Genomic DNA, 19,693 nt, shown 5'->3' with positions numbered 1-19,693 from the left:
CCACCGGGCGTCAGTGTTTAGCTTTCAATCCCTTTACTACGCAAATAATCGTCGTAGTTGCCGCTGAAGTCCACCACGCGCTCCGGCGTAATTTCAATGACGCGGGTTGCCAGCGAGCTGACGAACTCACGGTCGTGCGAAACAAAGATCAGCGTGCCCTGATACAGCTCCAGCGCCATATTCAGCGATTCGATCGACTCCATATCCAGGTGGTTAGTCGGTTCGTCCATAATCAGGATATTCGGCTTTTGCATCATCAGTTTGCCGAAAAGCATACGGCCCTTCTCGCCACCGGAAAGGACTTTCGCAGGCTTTTTGATATCATCCTGGCTAAATAGCAGGCGGCCCAGAATACTGCGCACTGCCTGCTCGTCGTCGCCTTCCTGCTTCCACTGACTCATCCATTCAAACACCGTCAGGTCATTTTCGAATTCATATTCGTGGTCCTGCGCGTAGTAACCAATACGCGCGTTTTCCGACCATTTAACGGTGCCGTGATCGGCGTCCAGATCGCCAACCAGCGTCTTCAGCAGCGTAGATTTACCCACGCCATTGGTGCCGAGTACCGCCAGCTTCTCGCCGACTTCGAGCAGCAAATTGACATTTTTAAACAGCGGACCGTTATCAAAACCTTTCGTCAGCGCTTCCACTTCCAGAGCGTTACGGAACAGTTTTTTATCCTGCTCGAAACGGATGAACGGGTTCTGACGGCTGGAGGCTTTCACCTCTTCCAGCTTGATTTTATCAATCTGCCGCGCGCGCGACGTTGCCTGACGCGATTTAGAGGCATTGGCGCTAAAACGGCTAACAAAAGATTGCAGCTCGGCAATTTGCGCTTTTTTCTTCGCATTATCGGCCAACAGACGTTCACGCGCCTGAGTCGCCGCCGTCATATACTCATCATAGTTACCCGGATAGACGCGCAAGTCGCCGTAATCCAGATCCGCCATATGCGTACAAACCATGTTCAGGAAGTGACGGTCGTGCGAAATGATAATCATCGTGCTATCGCGCTCGTTCAGCACCTGCTCCAGCCAACGGATAGTATCAATATCCAGGTTGTTGGTCGGTTCGTCGAGCAACAGGATGTCCGGATTAGAGAATAACGCCTGCGCCAGCAGCACACGCAATTTCCAGCCTGGCGCGACTTCACTCATCAGACCGTAATGCTGCTCCAGCGGGATGCCCACCCCCAACAGCAGTTCGCCTGCACGCGCCTCAGCGGAATAACCGTCCATCTCGCCGTATTTTACTTCCAGATCGGCGACTTTATAGCCGTCTTCTTCGCTCATTTCCGGCAAAGCGTAGATACGGTCGCGCTCCTGCTTGACTTCCCACAATTCGCCATGCCCCATAATGACAGTATCAAGTACGGTGAATGCTTCAAAAGCGAACTGGTCCTGACGCAGCTTACCGATGCGCTCATTCGGATCGAGGGAAACATTGCCCAGCGTCGGCTCCAGGTCGCCGCCGAGGATTTTCATAAAAGTGGACTTTCCGCTACCGTTGGCGCCGATCAGGCCGTAACGGTTGCCGCCGCCAAATTTGACGGAAATGTTTTCGAACAGCGGCTTACTGCCGAACTGCATGGTAACGTTGCTGGAAACTAACACAGGCTTATCCTGAAAAAAGATGTGACAAACCGCTTATTATGCCACAAGTCTGAAATAAGATCGCGCCCTGTACAAAGGGCTACACTGAACCGTAAGGGAAAAAAACGTGATTTCGTACACATCTGAATTCCCTGTTTACTGGAATGCACCTATAATGCGCTCCCAACATGACAGAATTCTCAACCTACTAGCCTGCTTGGCACAGAATCTCGCATAACATGAATATGAAATTAACAACGCTTTTCGCGGCGGCTTTCGCTGTAGTTGGTTTTTGTAAAACAGCCTCAGCAGTCACTTACCCGCTGCCTACCGATGGTAGCCGTTTAATTGGGCAAAATCAGGTCATCACCGTGCCGGAGGGCAATACCCAGCCGCTGGAGTATTTTGCCGCGGAGTATCAGATGGGTCTGTCCAACATGCTGGAAGCCAACCCGGGCGTGGATACCTTCCTGCCGAAGGGCGGTACCGTGCTGAATATTCCGCAGCAGCTGATCCTGCCGGATACCGTACACGAAGGCATTATCATCAATAGCGCGGAAATGCGCCTCTATTACTACCCGAAAGGCACAAACACCGTTATCGTCCTGCCGATTGGGATCGGTCAGTTAGGTAAAGACACGCCTATCAACTGGACGACCAAAGTTGAACGTAAAAAAGCCGGTCCGACCTGGACGCCTACGGCAAAAATGCACGCTGAATATCGCGCCGCCGGCGAGCCGCTGCCTGCCGTCGTGCCTGCGGGCCCGGATAACCCGATGGGCCTGTACGCGCTGTACATTGGTCGCCTGTATGCTATTCACGGCACCAACGCCAACTTCGGCATCGGGCTTCGCGTGAGCCACGGCTGCGTGCGTCTGCGCAACGACGATATCAAATTCCTGTTTGAAAATGTGCCGGTCGGCACCCGCGTGCAGTTTATCGATGAACCGGTAAAAGCCACCACCGAGCCGGACGGTAGCCGTTACATTGAGGTGCATAACCCGCTGTCAACGACGGAAGCGCAGTTTGAAGGTAAGGAAGCGGTGCCGATCACGCTTAATAAGAGTATCCTGGCCGTCACCAACGAGCCTGACGTTGATCAGACCGTCGTACAACAGGCAGTTCAGGATCGTTCCGGGATGCCGGTTCGTCTGAACTGACAGACTCTGCCTGCGAAGCCCGATAGACACTATCGGGCTTCTCTTACGGCATCAGTTGCAATAATCCATATCCCACCAGCGCCGCCCATGCCAGCATCGGCAGTGAATAGAAATGAAATCGCCACCAGATTCGGCGATCGTTCGCCATCCGTAAAGCAATAAGATTTGCCAGCGACCCCGGCAGCAGACCAAACCCGCCGATATTCACCGCCCACGCCAGCAGCGTCGAGGCCGGTACATAGTTCAGCAGGAGAATGGTACTGGGCACATTACTGATAACCTGAGACAAGCCGATAGCGGTTAGCCAAAGTCCCAGGTGAGACAGTGCGCCAACCTGGTTGAAAACGCCCTGCAACGCCGGCAATTGCGTTAGCAGATGGACATCAATAAACATCGCCATAAATACCAGCAGCAGCGTCCAGTCCACGCTGACTATCACCCTGCGCGCCAGCACAATAAACCCAGCCGCCACCAACACCAGTCCCCATAACTCTTGCCTGAGCTCCAGCGCGGTAAGAAAAACGACATATAATCCCAGGCAACTCCACACCAGACGGGGCTGCCACTGCGGCGAACGCGTACCGGTATGGTACTGTAACGCCCTACCCGGAAAACAAAACCAGCACAGGAGCAGTAACGTCAGCATCATCATGACGGCAAGCGGCGCCATTTGCCCGCTAAATTCAGCAAAGGTTAAGCCGGAGCGTCCCCACAACAGAATATTTTGCGGATTACCGACAGGCGTCAGCAGCGAACCGGCGTTCACCGCCAACGCCTCAAAAATAATCAATCGGTTGACCGGAATCGCACACAGTTTTTTCAACGTTATCGTCAGCGGCACAACGATAAACAGCGCGACATCGTTTGTCAGAAAGGTCGACAGCACCGCCGCAGCCAGCACCAGGAACATCGCCAGTTGCCGCTCGGTATGAAATCGGCGCGTCATCTTGCGTCCCAGCACATCGAAATAGCCGCTCAGCTCAACGCCTTTAGTGAGCAACATTAACCCACTGAGGGTAATAATGGTGTGCCAGTCAATCGCGCCAGGCCAGGCGCGGGGCGCAAAAGGAACAAACAGGCTTAACGCCATCCCCACAATGATCAACAACTGAAAAAAACGGTCACGCCGCAGCGCCCGTAAAAAGGCCAGATTCATTCTACAGATGTTCCATGCTGCTGCGTGAAGGCCAAAAAGGCATCCAATGTCTCCTGGCTGACATGGTGTTCCATCCCTTCCGCATCACGACGCGCGATCTCCGGACTTACGCCTAATACCAGTAAAAAATTTTCGACAATTTGATGCCGCTCGCGGCTTTCCTGCGCCAGCTTCTCCCCTTCCGGCGTCAGAAAAACGCCGCGCCAGGGGATCATTTGAATAAATCCTAACGATGCCAGGCGCTTAAGCATTTTGGCCACAGTTGGCTGGGAGACGCCGAGCCGAGCCGCCATATCCACCTGACGCGCTTCCCCTACCTCAATAATTAAATCGGAAATCAGCTCAACGTAATCGTCTATCAACTCACGGCGATGCGCCTCTCTGACCTGACGAAATCCTTCAACGTGTTCTTCTACGTTCACCAATTGCGTCACTTTTTTTGTTGTTGGCGTACCTGCGCGACGACCCATTTTGCTTCCTCGTTTCTGTGACGCGTTAACGCGTCAGCTGACAGAGCGCTCATTGTAAACCAGAGTTGTCCGGGCACAAAAAATTAACGTTTTAGCAATAGCTATAAAACATAGCCTGTGCTATATCTGTATGTAATGCAGACATCCCTCACGGATCGATGGGATAGAAACATCAGGAGGTTTATATGAACGAATTTAAGAGGTGTATACGCGTGTTCAGTCACTCTCCCTTTAAAGTCCGGTTAATGCTGCTCTCTATGTTGTGCGATATGATCAACGGCAAACCGGAACAGGATAACCCTTCCACGAAATAACGCGGCGGTGCGGTACGCCGCTTTATTTTGCATCCTCAACGGAAATGGCGCCCATTTCCCCTGTTTTTTTGTGGTTTTGCTATTCTCTTCGCAAAACATTTTCTTTCCGGCGGTTGACCTTCTTACCCGCACGCTCTATCTTCTGGCAGCCCTGAATATTTTGCGACTCGCCGTTGCGAACCCAATACCTTTTTTACGCATAATCAGGCAGGTAATGACCCTTCGCGCCAGGGTTAGCACATGGCGTTTTTGCAATAGTGGCATATGAATTCAACCCTTATCGATTCACTTCTCGCCCGTCGTCGGGCTGTAAGCCCGTGGGCGGGCCTCTACTTTTTACAGTCGCTGCTGATTAACCTCGCGCTCGGCTATCCCTTTAGCCTGCTTTATACCGCGGCGTTTACCTGCCTGTTGCTGCTGCTCTGGCGCTACCTGCCCCGCGGACAAAAAGCACTGCTCGGCATTTGTTCGCTGGTAGCCGCTTGCTATTTTCCCTTTGGCCAGGCTTACGGCGCGCCGAACTTTAATACGCTGCTGGCGCTGCACTCCACCAATATGGAAGAGTCGAGCGAAATCCTGACCATCTTCCCGTGGTATAGCTACCTGACCGGACTTTTTATTTTTGCGCTGGGTATTATTGCGCTTCGCCGCCGAAAAGAAGAGGTCAAGCCGCGCTGGAATAGCCTCGACAGCCTGTGCCTGCTGATTAGCGTCGCGGCATTTTTCGTCGCGCCGGTACAAAATCTGGCGTGGGGCGGCGTTTTTAAGGTTATTGATACCGGCTATCCGGTTTTTCGCTTCGCCAAAGACGTTATCGTCAATAACAACGAAGTCATTGAAGAGCAGCACCGTATGGCGCAGCTATCCGGCATAAAAGATAGCTGGACGGTTACTGCGGTGAAACCCAGATATCACATCTATGTCGTGGTGATTGGTGAAAGCGCGCGACGGGATGCCATGGGCGCTTTCGGCGGCCACTGGGATAATACCCCCTTCGCCAGCCATGTGAATGGCGACTTCTTTATGGATTACATCGCCGCCAGCGGCTCAACGCAAAAATCGCTTGGTTTAACGCTCAATCGCGTGGTGGATAACAAACCGCAGTATCAGGATAACTTCGTCACGCTGGCTAACCGCGCCGGTTTTCAGACATGGTGGTTTTCCAATCAGGGGCAAATTGGCGAATACGACACGGCCATCGCCAGTATCGCCAAACGCGCCGATGAAGCGCATTTCCTGAAAAACGGCGATTTTGAAGCGGATAAAAATACTCGCGACGACGCGCTGTTAACCATGACGGCGCAGGTATTGGCGACAGAACGCACGCAACCGCAGTTGATTGTGTTGCATTTAATGGGATCGCATCCCCAGGCCTGCGACCGTACTCAGGGAAAATACGCGACGTTTGTCCAGTCGAAAGAGACGTCTTGTTATTTATACACCATGACGCAAACCGACGATTTGCTCCGTCAGCTCTATACTCAGCTTCGTCATAGCGGCGACAGTTTTTCGCTCGTCTATTTCTCCGATCACGGGCTGGCGTTTAAAGAGCGCGGCAAAGCGGTACAGTACCTGGCGCATGACGACAAATTCCAGCAAAACTTCCAGGTGCCGTTTATGGTGCTATCCAGCGATAGTAAAGCGCATCGGATCATTAAAGCTCGCCGTTCCGCGAACGATTTCCTGAGTTTTTTCTCGCAATGGACAGGAATTAGCGCTAAAGAGATCAAAAATCGCTATCGTTTTATTTCGGAGCAGAAAGCCGGGCCCGTTTATATCACCAATTTCAAATTACAGAAAGTGGACTATAACCATCTGGGCAGCGATATTTTTTCACTAAAATAATGCACGTTTCAGGCAAAAAAAATCCGCCCCGAAAGGCGGATTTTTTATTTTCACCGACGTGATTAGAAGCGGTAACCCACGCCAGCAATCCAGGTGCCAACGTCAACGCTACGAATACGGCTCTGCTCGTAAGAGAAGTCCAGAGCAACATTTTCCATCGGGTTGAATTGCAGACCAGCGCCATAGGAGAAGCCATAATCGCTGGTGTCATGTTTGTAGATTGGGTAATCGGTCGTCTGGAATTTACCGTAACCCACACCGACTACACCGTAGATGCTCGCCCAATCGTTCAGACGGTAAGCCGGGCCGGCAGTGATGCCGTAGTACTGCCCTTTGTTGTAATCGCCCGCACCGTTAGTACGATCTTTTTCGGTGTAGGTGAAGGAACCGATTACGCCCAGCGGGTTGTCGTCCTGCTCGTAACGATACTTCAGGTTGAAACCGCTCATTTTATTCGCTACGCCCTGCGCGTCGCTCTGAGCGTAACCACCGGTAACGGTAGAAGTAGCAGCTACTGCAGTACCTGCGGAAAAAGCCAGAACAGCGGCCAGTGCTGAAAGACATGCAATTTTTTTCATAACCACCTCAAATGTGCTTCAAGTAAGTCCTAAGTTTTAAATATATCAAAAATTAATGGGAAACTCTTTGCGATTCACGGTGTCTAAGGGCGCCTTTCATGTAACAGAACGTTTCCATATCGCGCTATCTTATTCAATTAACATCACTTTTCCGGCTGATTGCACCAATAATGCGCGTGCGGCGCGATACATTCATCCAGATTATTCCTAAACTAACAGTCTATTTATCCATCAATTTAAGTTCATTTTATGGAATCCTGGAAATTTTTTTTCAACGAATCCTCAACCGCCGCGGGGAATTTCCATTACACTGCCACCTTTACTCGTACTGACATTTTTTGACAGGAGAAAGGATGCCGGGGTCAACACGTAAACTACCAGTATGGTTGCCCATTTTGGTTTTGCTCATTGCCATGTCCTCTATTCAGAGTGGCGCTTCACTGGCGAAATCGTTATTTCCTCTTGTCGGCGCGCCGGGCGTAACGGCGCTTCGTCTGGCGTTGGGAACGCTTATCCTTATCGCCTTTTTCAAACCCTGGCGTTTGCGTTTTGCCAAAGAGCAGCGGCTGCCTTTACTGTTTTATGGTCTGTCGCTGGGCGGGATGAACTATCTATTCTATCTGTCGATTCAGACGGTGCCGTTGGGTATTGCGGTCGCGCTGGAATTTACCGGTCCTCTGGCGGTCGCGCTGTTTTCATCCCGGCGGCCGGTAGATTTTATTTGGGTCGTACTGGCTGTGCTTGGACTCTGGTTCCTGCTGCCATTAGGGCAAGATATGTCTCACGTCGATCTTACCGGGGCCGCGTTGGCGCTCGGCGCTGGCGCCTGTTGGGCTGTCTATATTCTTACCGGCCAGCGAGCAGGCGCGGAACATGGTCCGGCCACGGTGGCGGTAGGCTCGCTGATTGCCGCCATCATTTTCGTGCCGATTGGCGCAGTTCAGGCTGGCGACGCGCTATGGCACTGGTCGATTCTTCCCTTAGGGTTAGCGGTCGCTGTGCTTTCTACGGCGCTGCCTTATTCACTGGAAATGATTGCGCTGACGCGCCTGCCAACCCGCACCTTCGGTACGCTGATGAGCATGGAACCCGCGCTGGCCGCCGTTTCCGGGATGATTTTTCTGGGCGAAACGCTTACGGGCATACAAATCATGGCCCTGTGCGCCATCATTGCCGCCTCAATGGGTTCTACCCTAACGATTCGCCGCGAACCGCAAATTAAACAAGTTGACGTAAAATAGTTTCTTATTCTGCATGATGTGCATAATCATGCAGAATATCACCTCGTTATTCACCTTTTATTATCGCGCTATTACTTCGTCATTTTTTGTCATATTTTTTCTCATTTTTTACATTAAAATGAGAATTATTACCCATCAAACAGCAAACTCGTCTAACTAATTGATTTTTAATCATAATAAATATTAAATCTTGTCTGTACTATTAAAGTGATAGGTAAATTCAAAAAAGCAAAGTTAAAAACCGGTGCTATACTTATTTTCGTTAATTACCTGGGACACAAACATCAAGAGGATATGAGATTATGAGTACCGCTAAACTGGTAAAAACAAAAGCGTCTAATCTGCTTTATACCCGTAACGATGTATCAGAGAGCGATAAAAAAGCGACGGTTGAGTTGCTTAATCGTCAGGTGATCCAGTTCATTGACCTGTCGCTGATCACGAAACAGGCCCACTGGAACATGCGCGGTGCTAACTTTATTGCCGTTCATGAGATGCTGGATGGCTTCCGTACCGCACTGACCGATCATCTGGATACTATGGCCGAGCGCGCCGTACAGCTTGGCGGTGTGGCGTTAGGCACCACGCAAGTTATCAACAGCAAAACTCCACTGAAAAGCTATCCGCTGGACATCCATAACGTGCAGGATCACTTAAAAGAACTGGCCGATCGCTACGCTGTTGTCGCTAATGATGTTCGCAAAGCTATCGGTGAAGCCAAAGATGAAGACACTGCCGATATCTTTACCGCCGCATCACGCGACCTCGATAAATTCCTGTGGTTTATCGAATCCAACATCGAATAAATCTATCTCTACCCTGAATACTTCGAGTTGCAGGAAGGTACAAACGCAGCGAATCCGCAGAAGCCTGACTTCCGTCGGTCAATGAAGCGAACGCACCTGCAACTTGATGTACACAAGTATATAAGTCATCCCTATACCCCTGCCTGGCACAGGGGTTTTGCACTTAAATAGTGCACACGTCTTGTACTCCCCTCCGATAAAAGTGAATTATTTGTAATAATTACATCACACAATCGTTAATTAAAGATTGTTTTAACAACAATTTTTACGCTAAATAGACCCTGTATCTCTACTTTGTTATTCATGCACTAAATCAGTGCCCCAAAACGGTGCGGCATACTGGTTTTGCCCGACTTATTGTGCACAGGAATGATTCACGCTTCTGTTAAAACAATGAGTTACATAATTGGCATGATTTTTTCATTACGCTACATGTTCTCGCAGGGGATCGCCCCGTGGATAGAAAAGGAAATGCTATGAAGTCTCTATTAAAAGTTTCACTGGCTGCACTTACCCTGGCTTTTGCGGTGTCTTCGCACGCCGCGGATAAGAAACTCGTTGTGGCAACCGATACGGCGTTCGTTCCGTTTGAATTTAAACAGGGCGACAAATACGTCGGTTTTGATGTCGATTTGTGGGACGCTATCGCGAAAGAACTGAAGCTGGACTACACCCTGAAACCGATGGATTTCAGCGGCATTATTCCGGCATTACAAACCAAAAATATCGATCTGGCGCTGGCGGGTATTACGATTACGGACGAGCGTAAAAAAGCGATCGACTTTTCCGATGGCTATTACAAAAGCGGTCTGCTCGTGATGGTGAAAGCCAACAATAACGATATTAAAAGCGTTAAAGACCTCGATGGCAAAGTCGTTGCCGTGAAGAGCGGAACCGGGTCGGTGGATTACGCGAAAGCGAATATCAAAACCAAAGATCTGCGTCAGTTCCCGAACATTGATAACGCGTACATGGAATTAGGCACCAACCGCGCAGACGCCGTTCTGCACGATACGCCGAACATCCTGTACTTTATCAAAACCGCAGGCAACGGCCAGTTCAAGGCGGTAGGCGAATCGCTGGAAGCACAGCAATACGGAGTTGCCTTCCCGAAAGGCAGCGATGAACTGCGCGAGAAAGTCAACGGCGCGCTGAAAACGCTGCGTGAGAATGGCACCTATAACGAAATCTACAAAAAATGGTTCGGTACAGAACCTAAATAAAACGACCTGATGTTGGCTTGTGGCCCGGTAGTGAGGACGCTCACCGGGCCTACAGCTCTTTTCCGTGACGGATAAGACACTTTCACGCCATTTCCGCGCCGGATAGAGCATTTGACTATTTACACCACGGTAACAGGAACGACATATGCAGTTTGACTGGAGCGCCATCTGGCCCGCCATTCCGCTTTTACTTGAGGGCGCTAAAATGACCCTGTGGATCTCGGTCCTCGGTCTGGCTGGCGGCCTGGTTATTGGACTGGCGGCAGGTTTTGCCCGTACGTTTGGCGGCTGGTTCGCCAACCATATCGCCCTGGTTTTCATTGAAATTATTCGCGGCACGCCCATCGTTGTCCAGGTCATGTTTATCTACTTTGCCCTGCCGATGGCATTTAATGATTTGCGTATTGATCCGTTCAGCGCAGCGGTCGTGACAATTATGATTAACTCCGGCGCTTATATCGCGGAAATTACTCGCGGCGCAGTACTATCCATTCACAAAGGTTTTCGCGAAGCGGGTCTGGCGCTGGGCCTTTCTCGCCGGGAAACCATCCGCCATGTTATTTTACCGCTTGCTCTGCGCCGTATGCTGCCGCCGCTGGGCAACCAGTGGATCATTAGCATCAAAGACACCTCGTTGTTTATTGTTATCGGCGTAGCCGAGCTGACCCGTCAGGGCCAGGAAATTATTGCCGGTAACTTTCGCGCTCTGGAAATCTGGAGCGCCGTGGCCGTCTTCTATTTGATCATTACGCTGGTGCTGAGCTTTATTTTGCGTCGTCTTGAAAGAAGGATGAAAATCCTGTGATTGAATTTAAAAACGTCTCCAAGCACTTTGGCCCCACCCAGGTGCTGCATAACATTGATTTAAACATCCGTCAGGGCGAAGTGGTTGTGATTATCGGCCCTTCCGGTTCGGGTAAATCCACGTTATTACGCTGTATCAATAAACTGGAAGAGATCACCTCCGGCGATCTGATTGTCGATGGTCTGAAAGTCAACGATCCTAAAGTAGACGAACGGCTGATTCGCCAGGAAGCCGGCATGGTGTTTCAACAGTTTTATCTGTTCCCGCATCTGACCGCGCTCGAAAACGTGATGTTCGGTCCTCTGCGCGTGCGCGGCGTAAAGAAAGAAGAAGCGGAAAAACAGGCGAAAGCTCTGTTAGCGAAAGTTGGACTGGCGGAACGGGCGCACCACTACCCCTCCGAGCTTTCCGGCGGTCAACAACAGCGCGTCGCCATTGCCCGAGCGCTGGCAGTGAAGCCGAAAATGATGCTCTTTGACGAGCCAACCTCCGCTCTGGACCCTGAACTGCGCCATGAAGTGCTGAAAGTCATGCAGGATCTGGCGGAAGAAGGCATGACCATGGTCATTGTCACTCACGAAATCGGCTTTGCCGAAAAAGTCGCCTCACGGCTGATTTTCATCGATAAAGGCCGTATTGCCGAAGATGGCAGTCCGCAGGCGTTGATCGAAAACCCGCCAAGCCCACGTTTACAGGAATTTTTACAGCACGTCTCCTGAGATATCGCCCTTCCTGCCCTGCGGCAGGGAGGGCATCATGGAATAGTCCCATTTCATTTTTCCTCCCCTGCGCCATCTATACTTAGTGTTTTGCGTCTCTTTTCTCACTGGAGGAGTCATGCGGTGGACCCTGTTCATCCTTTTTTGTCTACTGGGCACGCCTGCCCATGCGGTCGCCATACCCGGCGTGACCACGGGGACATCAACCAGCCAGCAGGCAGCGCCAGAGCCCAGTCCTGAACAAAAAAAAGCGGCCTATGCGGCCCTGGCTGACGTACTGGAGAACGAGGCTTCACGTAACGAATTGATAGCGCAACTCCGCGAAGCCTCAACCACGCCGCCGACCGAGCCGGCACCAGCGCTTGCGCCGCCTGCGGCCAAAGATGAGAAAACGGTACTGGAGAACGTCACCACCGTTACCCGTCAGTACGGCGATGCTTTCGCTACCCGTTTCGCCCAGCTTTATCGCAACATCACCGATGCGCCGCACAAGCCGTTTAACTCGCAAACCTTCACCAACGCGTTAACCCACTTTTTATTTCTGGCCGTCGCGGTATTTGGTTTTTATAGCGTGATACGGCTTTGCGCCCTGCCGTTATATCGAAAAATGGGCCTGTGGGCGCGCAAGAAAAACCGTGAACGCAGCAACTGGTTACAGCTCCCGGCGATGATCGTCGGCGCGTTTATTATCGACCTGCTGCTACTGGTGCTCACCTTATTTATCGGTCAGATGCTCAGTGATAATTTCCATGCGGGAAGTCGAACTATCGCTTTTCAGCAAAGCCTGTTCCTGAATGCCTTCGCGCTGATAGAGTTCTTTAAAGCGATTCTGCGGCTTATTTTTTGCCCTAATGTACCGGAATTACGCCCATTCGCGATTCAGGATGCGACAGCGCGTTACTGGAATCGCCGTATGAGTTCCCTTAGCAGTTTGATTGGCTACGGGCTGATTGTTGCCGTTCCGATTATTTCCAACCAGGTGAATGTTCAGGTTGGCGCGATGGCGAATGTGGCGATCATGCTCTGCATCACCATCTGGGCGCTGTACCTGATCTTTAAAAACAAAGCGGAGATTACGCAACATTTATTAAGTCTGGCGGAACGATCATTAGCCTTTTTTAGCCTGTTTATCCGCGCCTTTGCGCTGGTGTGGCACTGGCTGGCCAGCGCTTACTTTATCGTGCTGTTTTTCTTCTCGTTATTCGACCCAGGCAATAGCCTGAAGTTTATGATGGGCGCGACCGTGCGCAGTCTGGCGATTATTGGCATCGCCGCGTTTATCTCCGGTATGTTTACCCGCTGGATAGCGAAAACCATCACCCTGTCGCCCCATACGCAGCGCAATTACCCGGAATTACAAAAGCGGCTTAACGGCTGGCTCTCCTCGGCACTAAAAGTCGCACGCTTTTTGACCGTCTGCGTCGCCGTTATGCTGTTGCTCAACGCCTGGGGATTATTCGATTTCTGGCACTGGCTACATTATGGCGCGGGGGAAAAGATGGTCGATATCCTCATCCGTATCGCGTTAATCTTATTCTTCTCCGCCGTGGGATGGACGATTCTCGCCAGTCTGATTGAGAATCGCCTGGCCTCCGATATTCATGGTCGCCCGCTACCCAGCGCCCGCACGCGCACGCTGCTGACGCTGTTCCGCAATGCGCTGGCAGTGATTATCAGTACCATAACCATCATGATCGTGTTATCGGAAATCGGCGTCAATATCGCGCCATTGCTGGCTGGCGCGGGGGCGTTAGGTCTGGCTATCTCTTTCGGTTCGCAAACCCTGGTGAAAGATATTATTACCGGCGTCTTTATTCAGTTTGAAAACGGGATGAATACCGGCGACTTAGTCACCATAGGCCCGCTGACGGGGACGGTCGAAAGAATGTCGATTCGTTCCGTCGGCGTGCGGCAGGATACCGGGGCATACCATATTATCCCGTGGTCCTCGATCACCACTTTCGCCAACTTTGTGCGCGGTATCGGCTCAGTTGTCGCCAACTATGACGTGGATCGCCATGAGGATGCGGATAAAGCGAATCAGGCGCTGAAAGACGCGGTAACGGCGCTGATGGAGACGGAGGATATTCGCGGGCTGATTATCGGCGAACCCACATTCGCCGGTATTGTCGGTTTAACGAACACGGCGTTTACTTTACGCGTATCGTTCACCACCCTACCGCTCAAGCAGTGGACGGTGCGTTTTGCCCTTGATAGCCAGGTGAAAAAGCATTTTGATCTGGCCAATGTGCGCGCGCCGGTGCAAACGTATCAGGTTCTGCCCGCCTCCGCCGGCGGCCCGTCGCCTGATTCACTGCCGCCGCGCGAACCGACGATTTAGCGTTTACGGGTGATAAAACGGCGACGCTGGTCGTCATCCATAAAGGTCCAGGCAATAAAGCGGCTTTGCTTTTGCCCCTGGGCCATCTCTTTTTTCACCACTTTCACCGCGCCAGCCTCCGTCAACGCCCGGTAAAGCGGCGGTAAATTCTCGCCGCGCGACACCAACGTCGTAAACCACAACACCTGACGGCGGAAGGTTTGGCTTTCAGCAATCATTTTTTTAATAAAGGCGACTTCGCCGCCTTCGCACCATAGCTCCTGCTGTTGACCGCCAAAGTTCAGCGCATCATCTTTATTCTGCCCCAAATTGCGGCGCTTACGCTCGCTGCCCGCGCGGGCTGCGGCGGCGGAGTCGTGAAAAGGCGGGTTACAAAGCGTTGCGTCATAAAATTCATTTTTATGAATAATACCGGTAAAAATGGCCGCCGAATCTTTTTGCCGACGCAGACGAATGGCGCGGCTTAACCCCGTATTAGCCTGAATGATAGCCTGCGCGCTGGACATCGCTGCGTCGCTGACTTCACTACCGGTAAATCGCCAGCCATATTCATGGACGCCGATAAGCGGATAAATACAATTGGCGCCCACGCCCACGTCCAGAATAGTTGCCTGCGCCGGAATACTCCCTGTTGTTTCGCCAAGCAGATCCGCCAGATGATGGATATAATCCGCACGACCAGGCACCGGCGGACATAAAAACCCTGGCGGAATGTCCCAGTGTGTGACGGCATAAAAATGCGCCAGCAACGCCTTATTGAGCGCTTTTACCGCTTGCGGATTAGCAAAATCAACGCTCTGTTCACCTGCGGGCGTGCGGATAAGAAAGGACGTCAATTCCGGCGTGGTCTGACACAGTGCGGCGAGATCATAACGGTGTTGGTGGCGGTTGCGCGGGTGTAACCCCGGTTTCTGGGCGGACATGGCATTCTCCTTTTAGCAGCGGCGTAAGATACCCGTATAACGCCACGGGGTAAATATACCACCGCGAATTCCCTGCCTCGCTCGTTTGATCGGATATCTGAATGACATTGGTTCTGCTCATGGTCTGAAAAGATCGCGCGATGCGATTTTTTCACCTGACGGCGCTACACTTAACCTCAGGTACCCTAAAATCAGGAGAGCGTGATGGCATCCGGCTGGGCAAATGACGACGCAGTGAATGAACAAATCAACAATACCATTGAAGATGCCGTTGCCCGCGCTCGCGGCGAACTTCCTCACGGCGAAAGTCGCGATGAATGCGAATCTTGCGGCGACCCTATCCCTGAAGCGCGGCGTAAAGCCGTACCGGGCGTTCGGTTATGCATATCCTGCCAACAGGAGAAAGATTTACATAACGCAACATTTTCAGGATATAATCGCAGAGGTTCAAAAGACAGCCAGTTACGCTGACTTTTCTTTACCGAAACCGCCAGTATCATCCATTCCTTTACGCTCATGCTTTTTAGCGTTCTGCGTCGCAGAATGTGCCGTTAACCTCGACTCTGTAAAGCCAGATGACAAGAACGGTAAATTCCACCGTTGAATTAATTAATAATCAATAGGTTATTTGTCATTCAAAATTTTTGAGCAAGGCCGTCAATTCTATTCGATTTTATCTTTCGCAAAAAACCGTGATACTCATCACATCGACGGAACATCGTCCCATAAACAGAATAACCTGCGAGAGATTAATCATGAAAACCATTAAATATGCTGTTGCAGCCATCGCGCTTTCCACCCTTTCTTTTGGCGCTTTTGCCGCAGAACCGGTTAGCGCGTCTCAGACGCAAAACTTGCATAAAATCGGCGTAGTGTCTGCCGATGGCGCCACCACGCTGGATGGCCTGGAAGCTAAACTGGCTGAAAAAGCCGCCGCTGCTGGCGCAAGCGCTTATAACATCACCTCCGCCGTAGGTAATGACAAAATGAGCGGCACTGCGGTGATTTATAAATAATTTACCTGCCCGCCAGATTTCAGGCTGTAACATCGCTGTTGTTTGAATTCTGACGGGTATTACCCTCGTCTGTTTGCCAACAGACCCACTGCTCCAACCCTCATTAACCCTGTTTGTTACCCTTATTTGCCCGTTCGTCACTGGACGGGCTTTTTTTATTCGCTAAAAGCCTGTTCGACTCGCGCAAGCCCGTCTTCTAACGTCGCTGCCTCTCCCGTCGCAACCAGACAACAGGCCATTTGCGTTTTTAATGATTGCGGCACCGGCTCGCGGCCGGCAAGGCAGCGCTCAATCCAGCGCGCGGTGATTTCAGGATCTTTAGTCGCAGGCAGTGAAAGCGGCTCGTCGTGCGTGTCGCTCTGACGCTCATGCAGTACCTGCACGCCACGGCTATCAATCAGGCTGATTTGCGGACAGCGTTGCGGGTTGGCATAGACTTCGCCTTCGGTACCATGCATCAGCAAAGCCCGCCCGCCGATGCGGCTAAAAAAGGTCGCCACACGCGGGACATATTCAGGGTGAGAAACGCTTGATAAACGCAGCGCGGCATCCTCAGCAAATGGCGTCGCCAGCTTGGCCAGTGAATGCGCGCTGTTGCGCACGCCCATCCGCCAGCGCATCGCCAGTTGTTTTTCCAGCGGCGGGCAGAGCGCGCTCACCGGGATAAACACCGGCTGGTGCCCGTCCAGTTTGGCCTGCGCTTGTCCGCCGTGTAGGGTGGGGACAATCCCCATCAGCTCAAATATTGTTTCCGTCAGTACGCGGGTCGGATCTTCACTGACGCCGTGTACTACAACTGGAAAGCCCAATTTATGCAGCAGGATAGCCAGCAACGGCGTTAAATTCGCCTGTTTACGCGCGCCGTTATAGCTGGGAATAACGACCGGCAACGGCCTATCTGCGGGCGGTGTCAGTTTGATGGTATGATTCTGCATGGCTTCATAAAAGCCCAGCATTTCGGCTTCGCCTTCGCCTTTAATACGCAGCGCCATCAATATACTGCCCATCTCCAGGTCGGGGACGTCGCCATTCAGCATTCGGGTATACAAACCGCGCGCGGTATCCAGATCCAGATCGCGGGCGTGATTTTTACCTCGCCCGATCTCTTTGATGATCTTGCGATAATCCATTGAAAGCTCCTTGAAGTGTGCTCACAGCATTAACGCCGTCGGCGGCGTGCAGGTTTTGCTTTTGGTTTTACTATAACGTCTGGCACGGCAGGCTGCTCTATCGGAAAAACAGGTAAGGCATTCAGTAAACGCTGTCCGTAGTTTTTGGTCAACAACCGCTTATCATAAATGACCACTTCTCCCCGACAGGCGTGGCTACGGATCAATCGCCCTACCTGCTGAATTAAATTAAAAGACGCGCTTGGTAAGCTTTGTACCTCAAACGGATAACGATTCAGGCTTTTTAGCCATTCGCCTTCGGTGATCACGACCGGGCTGTCGATCGGCGGGAAGGCAATTTTATGGATATGGACCTGCGTCAGCAGCTCGCCTTTAAGATCCAGCCCTTCGGCAAAAGACTGAAGCCCAACCAGCACGCTGCGTTCGCCGCTCTCCACCCGTTTACGGTGTAGCTCCACCAGCCGGTAACGCGGCTGGTCGCCCTGGACCAGGAGGAGTAAGCGCACATCAGCGACATGCTCCAGAAAACGCTGCATCGCCCGCCCGCTGGCGAACAGTACCAGCATACCATGATGTTTTTTGCTCTCCAGTTGCTCTCGAAAATAGGCTGCCATTTCGGCAATATGCTGCTCTTCGTTATCAATGGTGGGTTCGTAGCGCATTTGAGGAATCACCAGTTTCCCCTGTTCCACATGATTAAACGGCGAATCCAGCGCCACAAAGCGGTCGCCGGCTTTTTCTTTTAAGCCGCTCATTTCCTGCAGGCGCGAAAAGCTATTGAGCGAGCGCAGTGTCGCCGAGGTGACAATAATGTGCGGTACGCTGCGCCATAACAATCTTTCCAGCTGATCGCTGACGCGGATACCGACACAATGGAACCAGACGTGGAGTTGCCCTTCGCGTATTTCACGCGTCGCCCATTTGGACACCGGCGCGCCTGAAGACTGCGCCATCGAAGCCAGCCGCCATAATTTACTTTGCGCCTCGAACATTCCCAGCGCCCGGTTCATCTGTAAAATCACCCGATGCAAACGCACAATATCGTGCGACCCGGTTTTTTCGCTGAGATCGTTGAGAAAGGATTCCGCCAGCCCACGCAGCGTCTCGGTCAGCTTCGCCAGTCGCTGGCAGATTTCCATGACCTCATCAGGCAACTCGCCCATTGCAAAACGGTGCTCCGCCTCCTGCGCTGCGGGCATATACAGATTAAGAATGGCATTGAGCGAGGCGATCAGTTCGTATACCTCCTCGCAATGGGCGTTAAGTCGCTCAGGATTCGCTAACGGCGGCGTGGTCTTAGGGCGAAATTGCTCCATGCAGGTCGCCACCAGTTTGCTGAACAGATCCAGTTGCAAGCGATACCAGGAGGCGGTAATTTCCGCGCTCATCTCCAGCGCATCGCGAGCGACATCGGGCAGATGATGACCTTCATCCAGTACCAACAGCAGATGCTTTGGTTCCGGCAGTACGGCTTCACTTTCCATCGCCGCCATTACCAGCGCGTGATTCGCCACCACGACTTCCGCTTCCTGTATTTCACGTCGGGCGACAAAGAATGGACATTCGCGGTAATAGTGACAGTTGCGGTTCAGACAACTGGCTTTATCGGTACTTAATCGCCGCCACAGATCGTCGTCAATAGCAATGTCGGTATGATCCCGCAGACCATCCCATTTGTAACCGTCAAGATCCCCTTTCAGCCTGGCGCAGCGCTTTTGCTCTTCCTGGTTGTTAGGCGTCAGTTCGTCATCAAGAAAGGCGAGCAGATCCTGCTGCGTAGGCTCGCTACTGGCGAGCGCCGCCAGGTTTCGCGGACACACGTAACGCCCGCGGCCAAAGGCAGCGGTAAAGCGCAGATCGGGGATGATTTTTCGTAGCAGCGGCAAATCTTTGCTAAAGATCTGATCCTGTAACGCCACGTTAGCGGTACTGACCACCAGTGTTTTTTGCTCTTCCCGGGCAATGGCGATACCGGGAATAAGATAGGAGAGGGTTTTCCCGACGCCGGTCGGCGCTTCAATAGCCAGATGTCTCCCTTCTTCCCCGGCCAGCGTTCTGGCGACGTCAGCAATCATCTGCCGCTGCGGCGCACGGGGAATAAAGTCGGGAATCTGGTCCTGAAGCGCCTTATACCAGGCGGCGATTTGCGCTTTCAGCGCAGCGGTCAATGCCATGAGAAAACCTGAAGTACTGTATAAACAGCCACTATTGTGTCATATTTCAGGGGCGGGAAGTACCTTTTTTACCGGTTCTGGAAGGCGGCTCGCAACGCGATGTGTATTTTGCCGGATGGCGGTGCAAGCACCTTATCCGGCCTACGTATTTGCATAGTCCGTAGGCCCGGTAAGCGTCGCGCTACCGGGCATGTTGCCGG

18 protein-coding genes are annotated in these 19,693 nt (G+C 52.0%); 11 read left to right on the top strand and 7 right to left on the bottom strand.

The features are described from left to right. Positions 1–17: 17 nt before the first annotated feature. Positions 18–1,613, bottom strand: a complete 1,596-nt coding sequence (locus tag NAZ64_RS14800; protein WP_000961434.1) for an ABC-F family ATPase — start codon at positions 1,611–1,613, stop codon at positions 18–20. Positions 1,614–1,831: 218 nt separating this feature from the next. On the opposite strand from NAZ64_RS14800, the gene ldtB reads away from it, so the two are divergent. Continuing rightward, entirely contained in the window at positions 1,832–2,752 is a 921-nt protein-coding gene (ldtB, locus tag NAZ64_RS14795) for a L,D-transpeptidase (RefSeq protein WP_001056404.1), read from the top strand. Positions 2,753–2,795: 43 nt separating this feature from the next. Here the strand turns inward: ldtB and NAZ64_RS14790 are convergent, their stop codons facing one another. Together NAZ64_RS14790 and mntR are read right to left on the bottom strand one after the other, a co-directional pair. Then, positions 2,796–3,908, bottom strand: coding sequence for an anion transporter (locus tag NAZ64_RS14790; RefSeq protein WP_001046525.1), 1,113 nt, complete (start codon positions 3,906–3,908; stop codon positions 2,796–2,798). Further along, positions 3,905–4,378 (bottom strand): manganese-binding transcriptional regulator MntR, encoded by a 474-nt coding sequence (mntR, locus tag NAZ64_RS14785; RefSeq protein ID WP_000533543.1) that lies wholly within the window; start codon positions 4,376–4,378, stop codon positions 3,905–3,907. The genes NAZ64_RS14790 and mntR overlap by 4 nt, the downstream gene beginning before the upstream one ends. Positions 4,379–4,563: 185 nt before the next feature. Between mntR and mntS the strand changes: the two genes are divergently transcribed. Beyond that, positions 4,564–4,692: a manganase accumulation protein MntS gene (gene mntS, locus NAZ64_RS14780; protein WP_001001755.1), complete on the top strand. Its 129-nt coding sequence runs from the start codon at positions 4,564–4,566 to the stop codon at positions 4,690–4,692. 264 nt (positions 4,693–4,956) lie between these two features. Next, the gene (locus NAZ64_RS14775; protein WP_001089315.1) at positions 4,957–6,537 is read left to right on the top strand and encodes a phosphoethanolamine transferase; all 1,581 of its coding nucleotides are present in this window, start codon (positions 4,957–4,959) and stop codon (positions 6,535–6,537) included. A gap of 62 nt (positions 6,538–6,599) precedes the next feature. On the opposite strand, the gene ompX is transcribed toward NAZ64_RS14775, so the two are convergent. Then, the gene (gene ompX / locus NAZ64_RS14770) at positions 6,600–7,115 is read right to left on the bottom strand and encodes an outer membrane protein OmpX (protein WP_024797842.1); all 516 of its coding nucleotides are present in this window, start codon (positions 7,113–7,115) and stop codon (positions 6,600–6,602) included. Positions 7,116–7,468: 353 nt separating this feature from the next. On the opposite strand from ompX, the gene rhtA reads away from it, so the two are divergent. From rhtA to ybiO, 6 genes are all read left to right on the top strand, one after another. Further along, positions 7,469–8,356 (top strand): threonine/homoserine exporter RhtA, encoded by an 888-nt coding sequence (rhtA, locus tag NAZ64_RS14765; protein ID WP_001119555.1) that lies wholly within the window; start codon positions 7,469–7,471, stop codon positions 8,354–8,356. Between the two features lie 302 nt (positions 8,357–8,658). After that, entirely contained in the window at positions 8,659–9,162 is a 504-nt protein-coding gene (dps, locus tag NAZ64_RS14760) for a DNA starvation/stationary phase protection protein Dps (RefSeq protein WP_000100805.1), read from the top strand. Between the two features lie 476 nt (positions 9,163–9,638). Continuing rightward, positions 9,639–10,385, top strand: coding sequence for a glutamine ABC transporter substrate-binding protein GlnH (gene glnH, locus NAZ64_RS14755; protein ID WP_000838671.1), 747 nt, complete (start codon positions 9,639–9,641; stop codon positions 10,383–10,385). A gap of 145 nt (positions 10,386–10,530) precedes the next feature. Beyond that, positions 10,531–11,190 (top strand): glutamine ABC transporter permease GlnP, encoded by a 660-nt coding sequence (gene glnP / locus NAZ64_RS14750; protein WP_001159076.1) that lies wholly within the window; start codon positions 10,531–10,533, stop codon positions 11,188–11,190. Further along, the gene (glnQ, locus tag NAZ64_RS14745; RefSeq protein ID WP_000569093.1) at positions 11,187–11,909 is read left to right on the top strand and encodes a glutamine ABC transporter ATP-binding protein GlnQ; all 723 of its coding nucleotides are present in this window, start codon (positions 11,187–11,189) and stop codon (positions 11,907–11,909) included. Before glnP ends, glnQ begins: the two co-directional genes overlap by 4 nt. Positions 11,910–12,027: 118 nt before the next feature. Then, complete coding sequence (gene ybiO, locus NAZ64_RS14740; RefSeq protein ID WP_483640973.1) at positions 12,028–14,250, top strand: mechanosensitive channel protein; 2,223 nt, start codon at positions 12,028–12,030, stop codon at positions 14,248–14,250. On the opposite strand, the gene rlmF is transcribed toward ybiO, so the two are convergent. Next, positions 14,247–15,173 (bottom strand): 23S rRNA (adenine(1618)-N(6))-methyltransferase RlmF, encoded by a 927-nt coding sequence (rlmF, locus tag NAZ64_RS14735; RefSeq protein WP_131046191.1) that lies wholly within the window; start codon positions 15,171–15,173, stop codon positions 14,247–14,249. The genes ybiO and rlmF overlap by 4 nt on opposite strands. 204 nt (positions 15,174–15,377) lie before the next feature. On the opposite strand from rlmF, the gene NAZ64_RS14730 reads away from it, so the two are divergent. Continuing rightward, positions 15,378–15,644 carry a DksA/TraR family C4-type zinc finger protein gene (locus NAZ64_RS14730; RefSeq protein WP_000146332.1) on the top strand — a complete coding sequence of 89 codons (267 nt, stop codon included), beginning with the start codon at positions 15,378–15,380 and terminating at the stop codon, positions 15,642–15,644. Between the two features lie 284 nt (positions 15,645–15,928). After that, the gene (gene ybiJ, locus NAZ64_RS14725) at positions 15,929–16,189 is read left to right on the top strand and encodes a DUF1471 family protein YbiJ (RefSeq protein WP_000849089.1); all 261 of its coding nucleotides are present in this window, start codon (positions 15,929–15,931) and stop codon (positions 16,187–16,189) included. A 155-nt stretch (positions 16,190–16,344) separates the two neighbouring features. Here ybiJ and ybiB read toward each other — a convergent pair whose 3' ends face one another. Both ybiB and dinG read right to left on the bottom strand, forming a co-directional pair. After that, positions 16,345–17,319: a DNA-binding protein YbiB gene (gene ybiB / locus NAZ64_RS14720; RefSeq protein ID WP_079843092.1), complete on the bottom strand. Its 975-nt coding sequence runs from the start codon at positions 17,317–17,319 to the stop codon at positions 16,345–16,347. Positions 17,320–17,348: 29 nt separating this feature from the next. Beyond that, the gene (dinG, locus tag NAZ64_RS14715; RefSeq protein ID WP_001218630.1) at positions 17,349–19,493 is read right to left on the bottom strand and encodes an ATP-dependent DNA helicase DinG; all 2,145 of its coding nucleotides are present in this window, start codon (positions 19,491–19,493) and stop codon (positions 17,349–17,351) included. Positions 19,494–19,693: the final 200 nt, after the last annotated feature.

The sequence above is a fragment of the Salmonella sp. A1325 genome (assembly GCF_056991255.1).
This window is presented reverse-complemented; position numbering and strand designations above follow the sequence as displayed.

What these genes read in the sequence shown, in the direction of transcription:
- ldtB (WP_001056404.1), top strand. Translation starts at nt 1,832, where the DNA reads ATGAATATGAAATTAACAACGCTTTTCGCGGCGGCTTTCGCTGTAGTT.
- NAZ64_RS14790 (WP_001046525.1), bottom strand. Translation starts at nt 3,908, where the DNA reads ATGAATCTGGCCTTTTTACGGGCGCTGCGGCGTGACCGTTTTTTTCAG.
- mntR (WP_000533543.1), bottom strand. Translation starts at nt 4,378, where the DNA reads ATGGGTCGTCGCGCAGGTACGCCAACAACAAAAAAAGTGACGCAATTG.
- mntS (WP_001001755.1), top strand. Translation starts at nt 4,564, where the DNA reads ATGAACGAATTTAAGAGGTGTATACGCGTGTTCAGTCACTCTCCCTTT.
- NAZ64_RS14775 (WP_001089315.1), top strand. Translation starts at nt 4,957, where the DNA reads ATGAATTCAACCCTTATCGATTCACTTCTCGCCCGTCGTCGGGCTGTA.
- ompX (WP_024797842.1), bottom strand. Translation starts at nt 7,115, where the DNA reads ATGAAAAAAATTGCATGTCTTTCAGCACTGGCCGCTGTTCTGGCTTTT.
- rhtA (WP_001119555.1), top strand. Translation starts at nt 7,469, where the DNA reads ATGCCGGGGTCAACACGTAAACTACCAGTATGGTTGCCCATTTTGGTT.
- dps (WP_000100805.1), top strand. Translation starts at nt 8,659, where the DNA reads ATGAGTACCGCTAAACTGGTAAAAACAAAAGCGTCTAATCTGCTTTAT.
- glnH (WP_000838671.1), top strand. Translation starts at nt 9,639, where the DNA reads ATGAAGTCTCTATTAAAAGTTTCACTGGCTGCACTTACCCTGGCTTTT.
- glnP (WP_001159076.1), top strand. Translation starts at nt 10,531, where the DNA reads ATGCAGTTTGACTGGAGCGCCATCTGGCCCGCCATTCCGCTTTTACTT.
- ybiO (WP_483640973.1), top strand. Translation starts at nt 12,028, where the DNA reads ATGCGGTGGACCCTGTTCATCCTTTTTTGTCTACTGGGCACGCCTGCC.
- rlmF (WP_131046191.1), bottom strand. Translation starts at nt 15,173, where the DNA reads ATGTCCGCCCAGAAACCGGGGTTACACCCGCGCAACCGCCACCAACAC.
- NAZ64_RS14730 (WP_000146332.1), top strand. Translation starts at nt 15,378, where the DNA reads ATGGCATCCGGCTGGGCAAATGACGACGCAGTGAATGAACAAATCAAC.
- ybiJ (WP_000849089.1), top strand. Translation starts at nt 15,929, where the DNA reads ATGAAAACCATTAAATATGCTGTTGCAGCCATCGCGCTTTCCACCCTT.
- ybiB (WP_079843092.1), bottom strand. Translation starts at nt 17,319, where the DNA reads ATGGATTATCGCAAGATCATCAAAGAGATCGGGCGAGGTAAAAATCAC.
- dinG (WP_001218630.1), bottom strand. Translation starts at nt 19,493, where the DNA reads ATGGCATTGACCGCTGCGCTGAAAGCGCAAATCGCCGCCTGGTATAAG.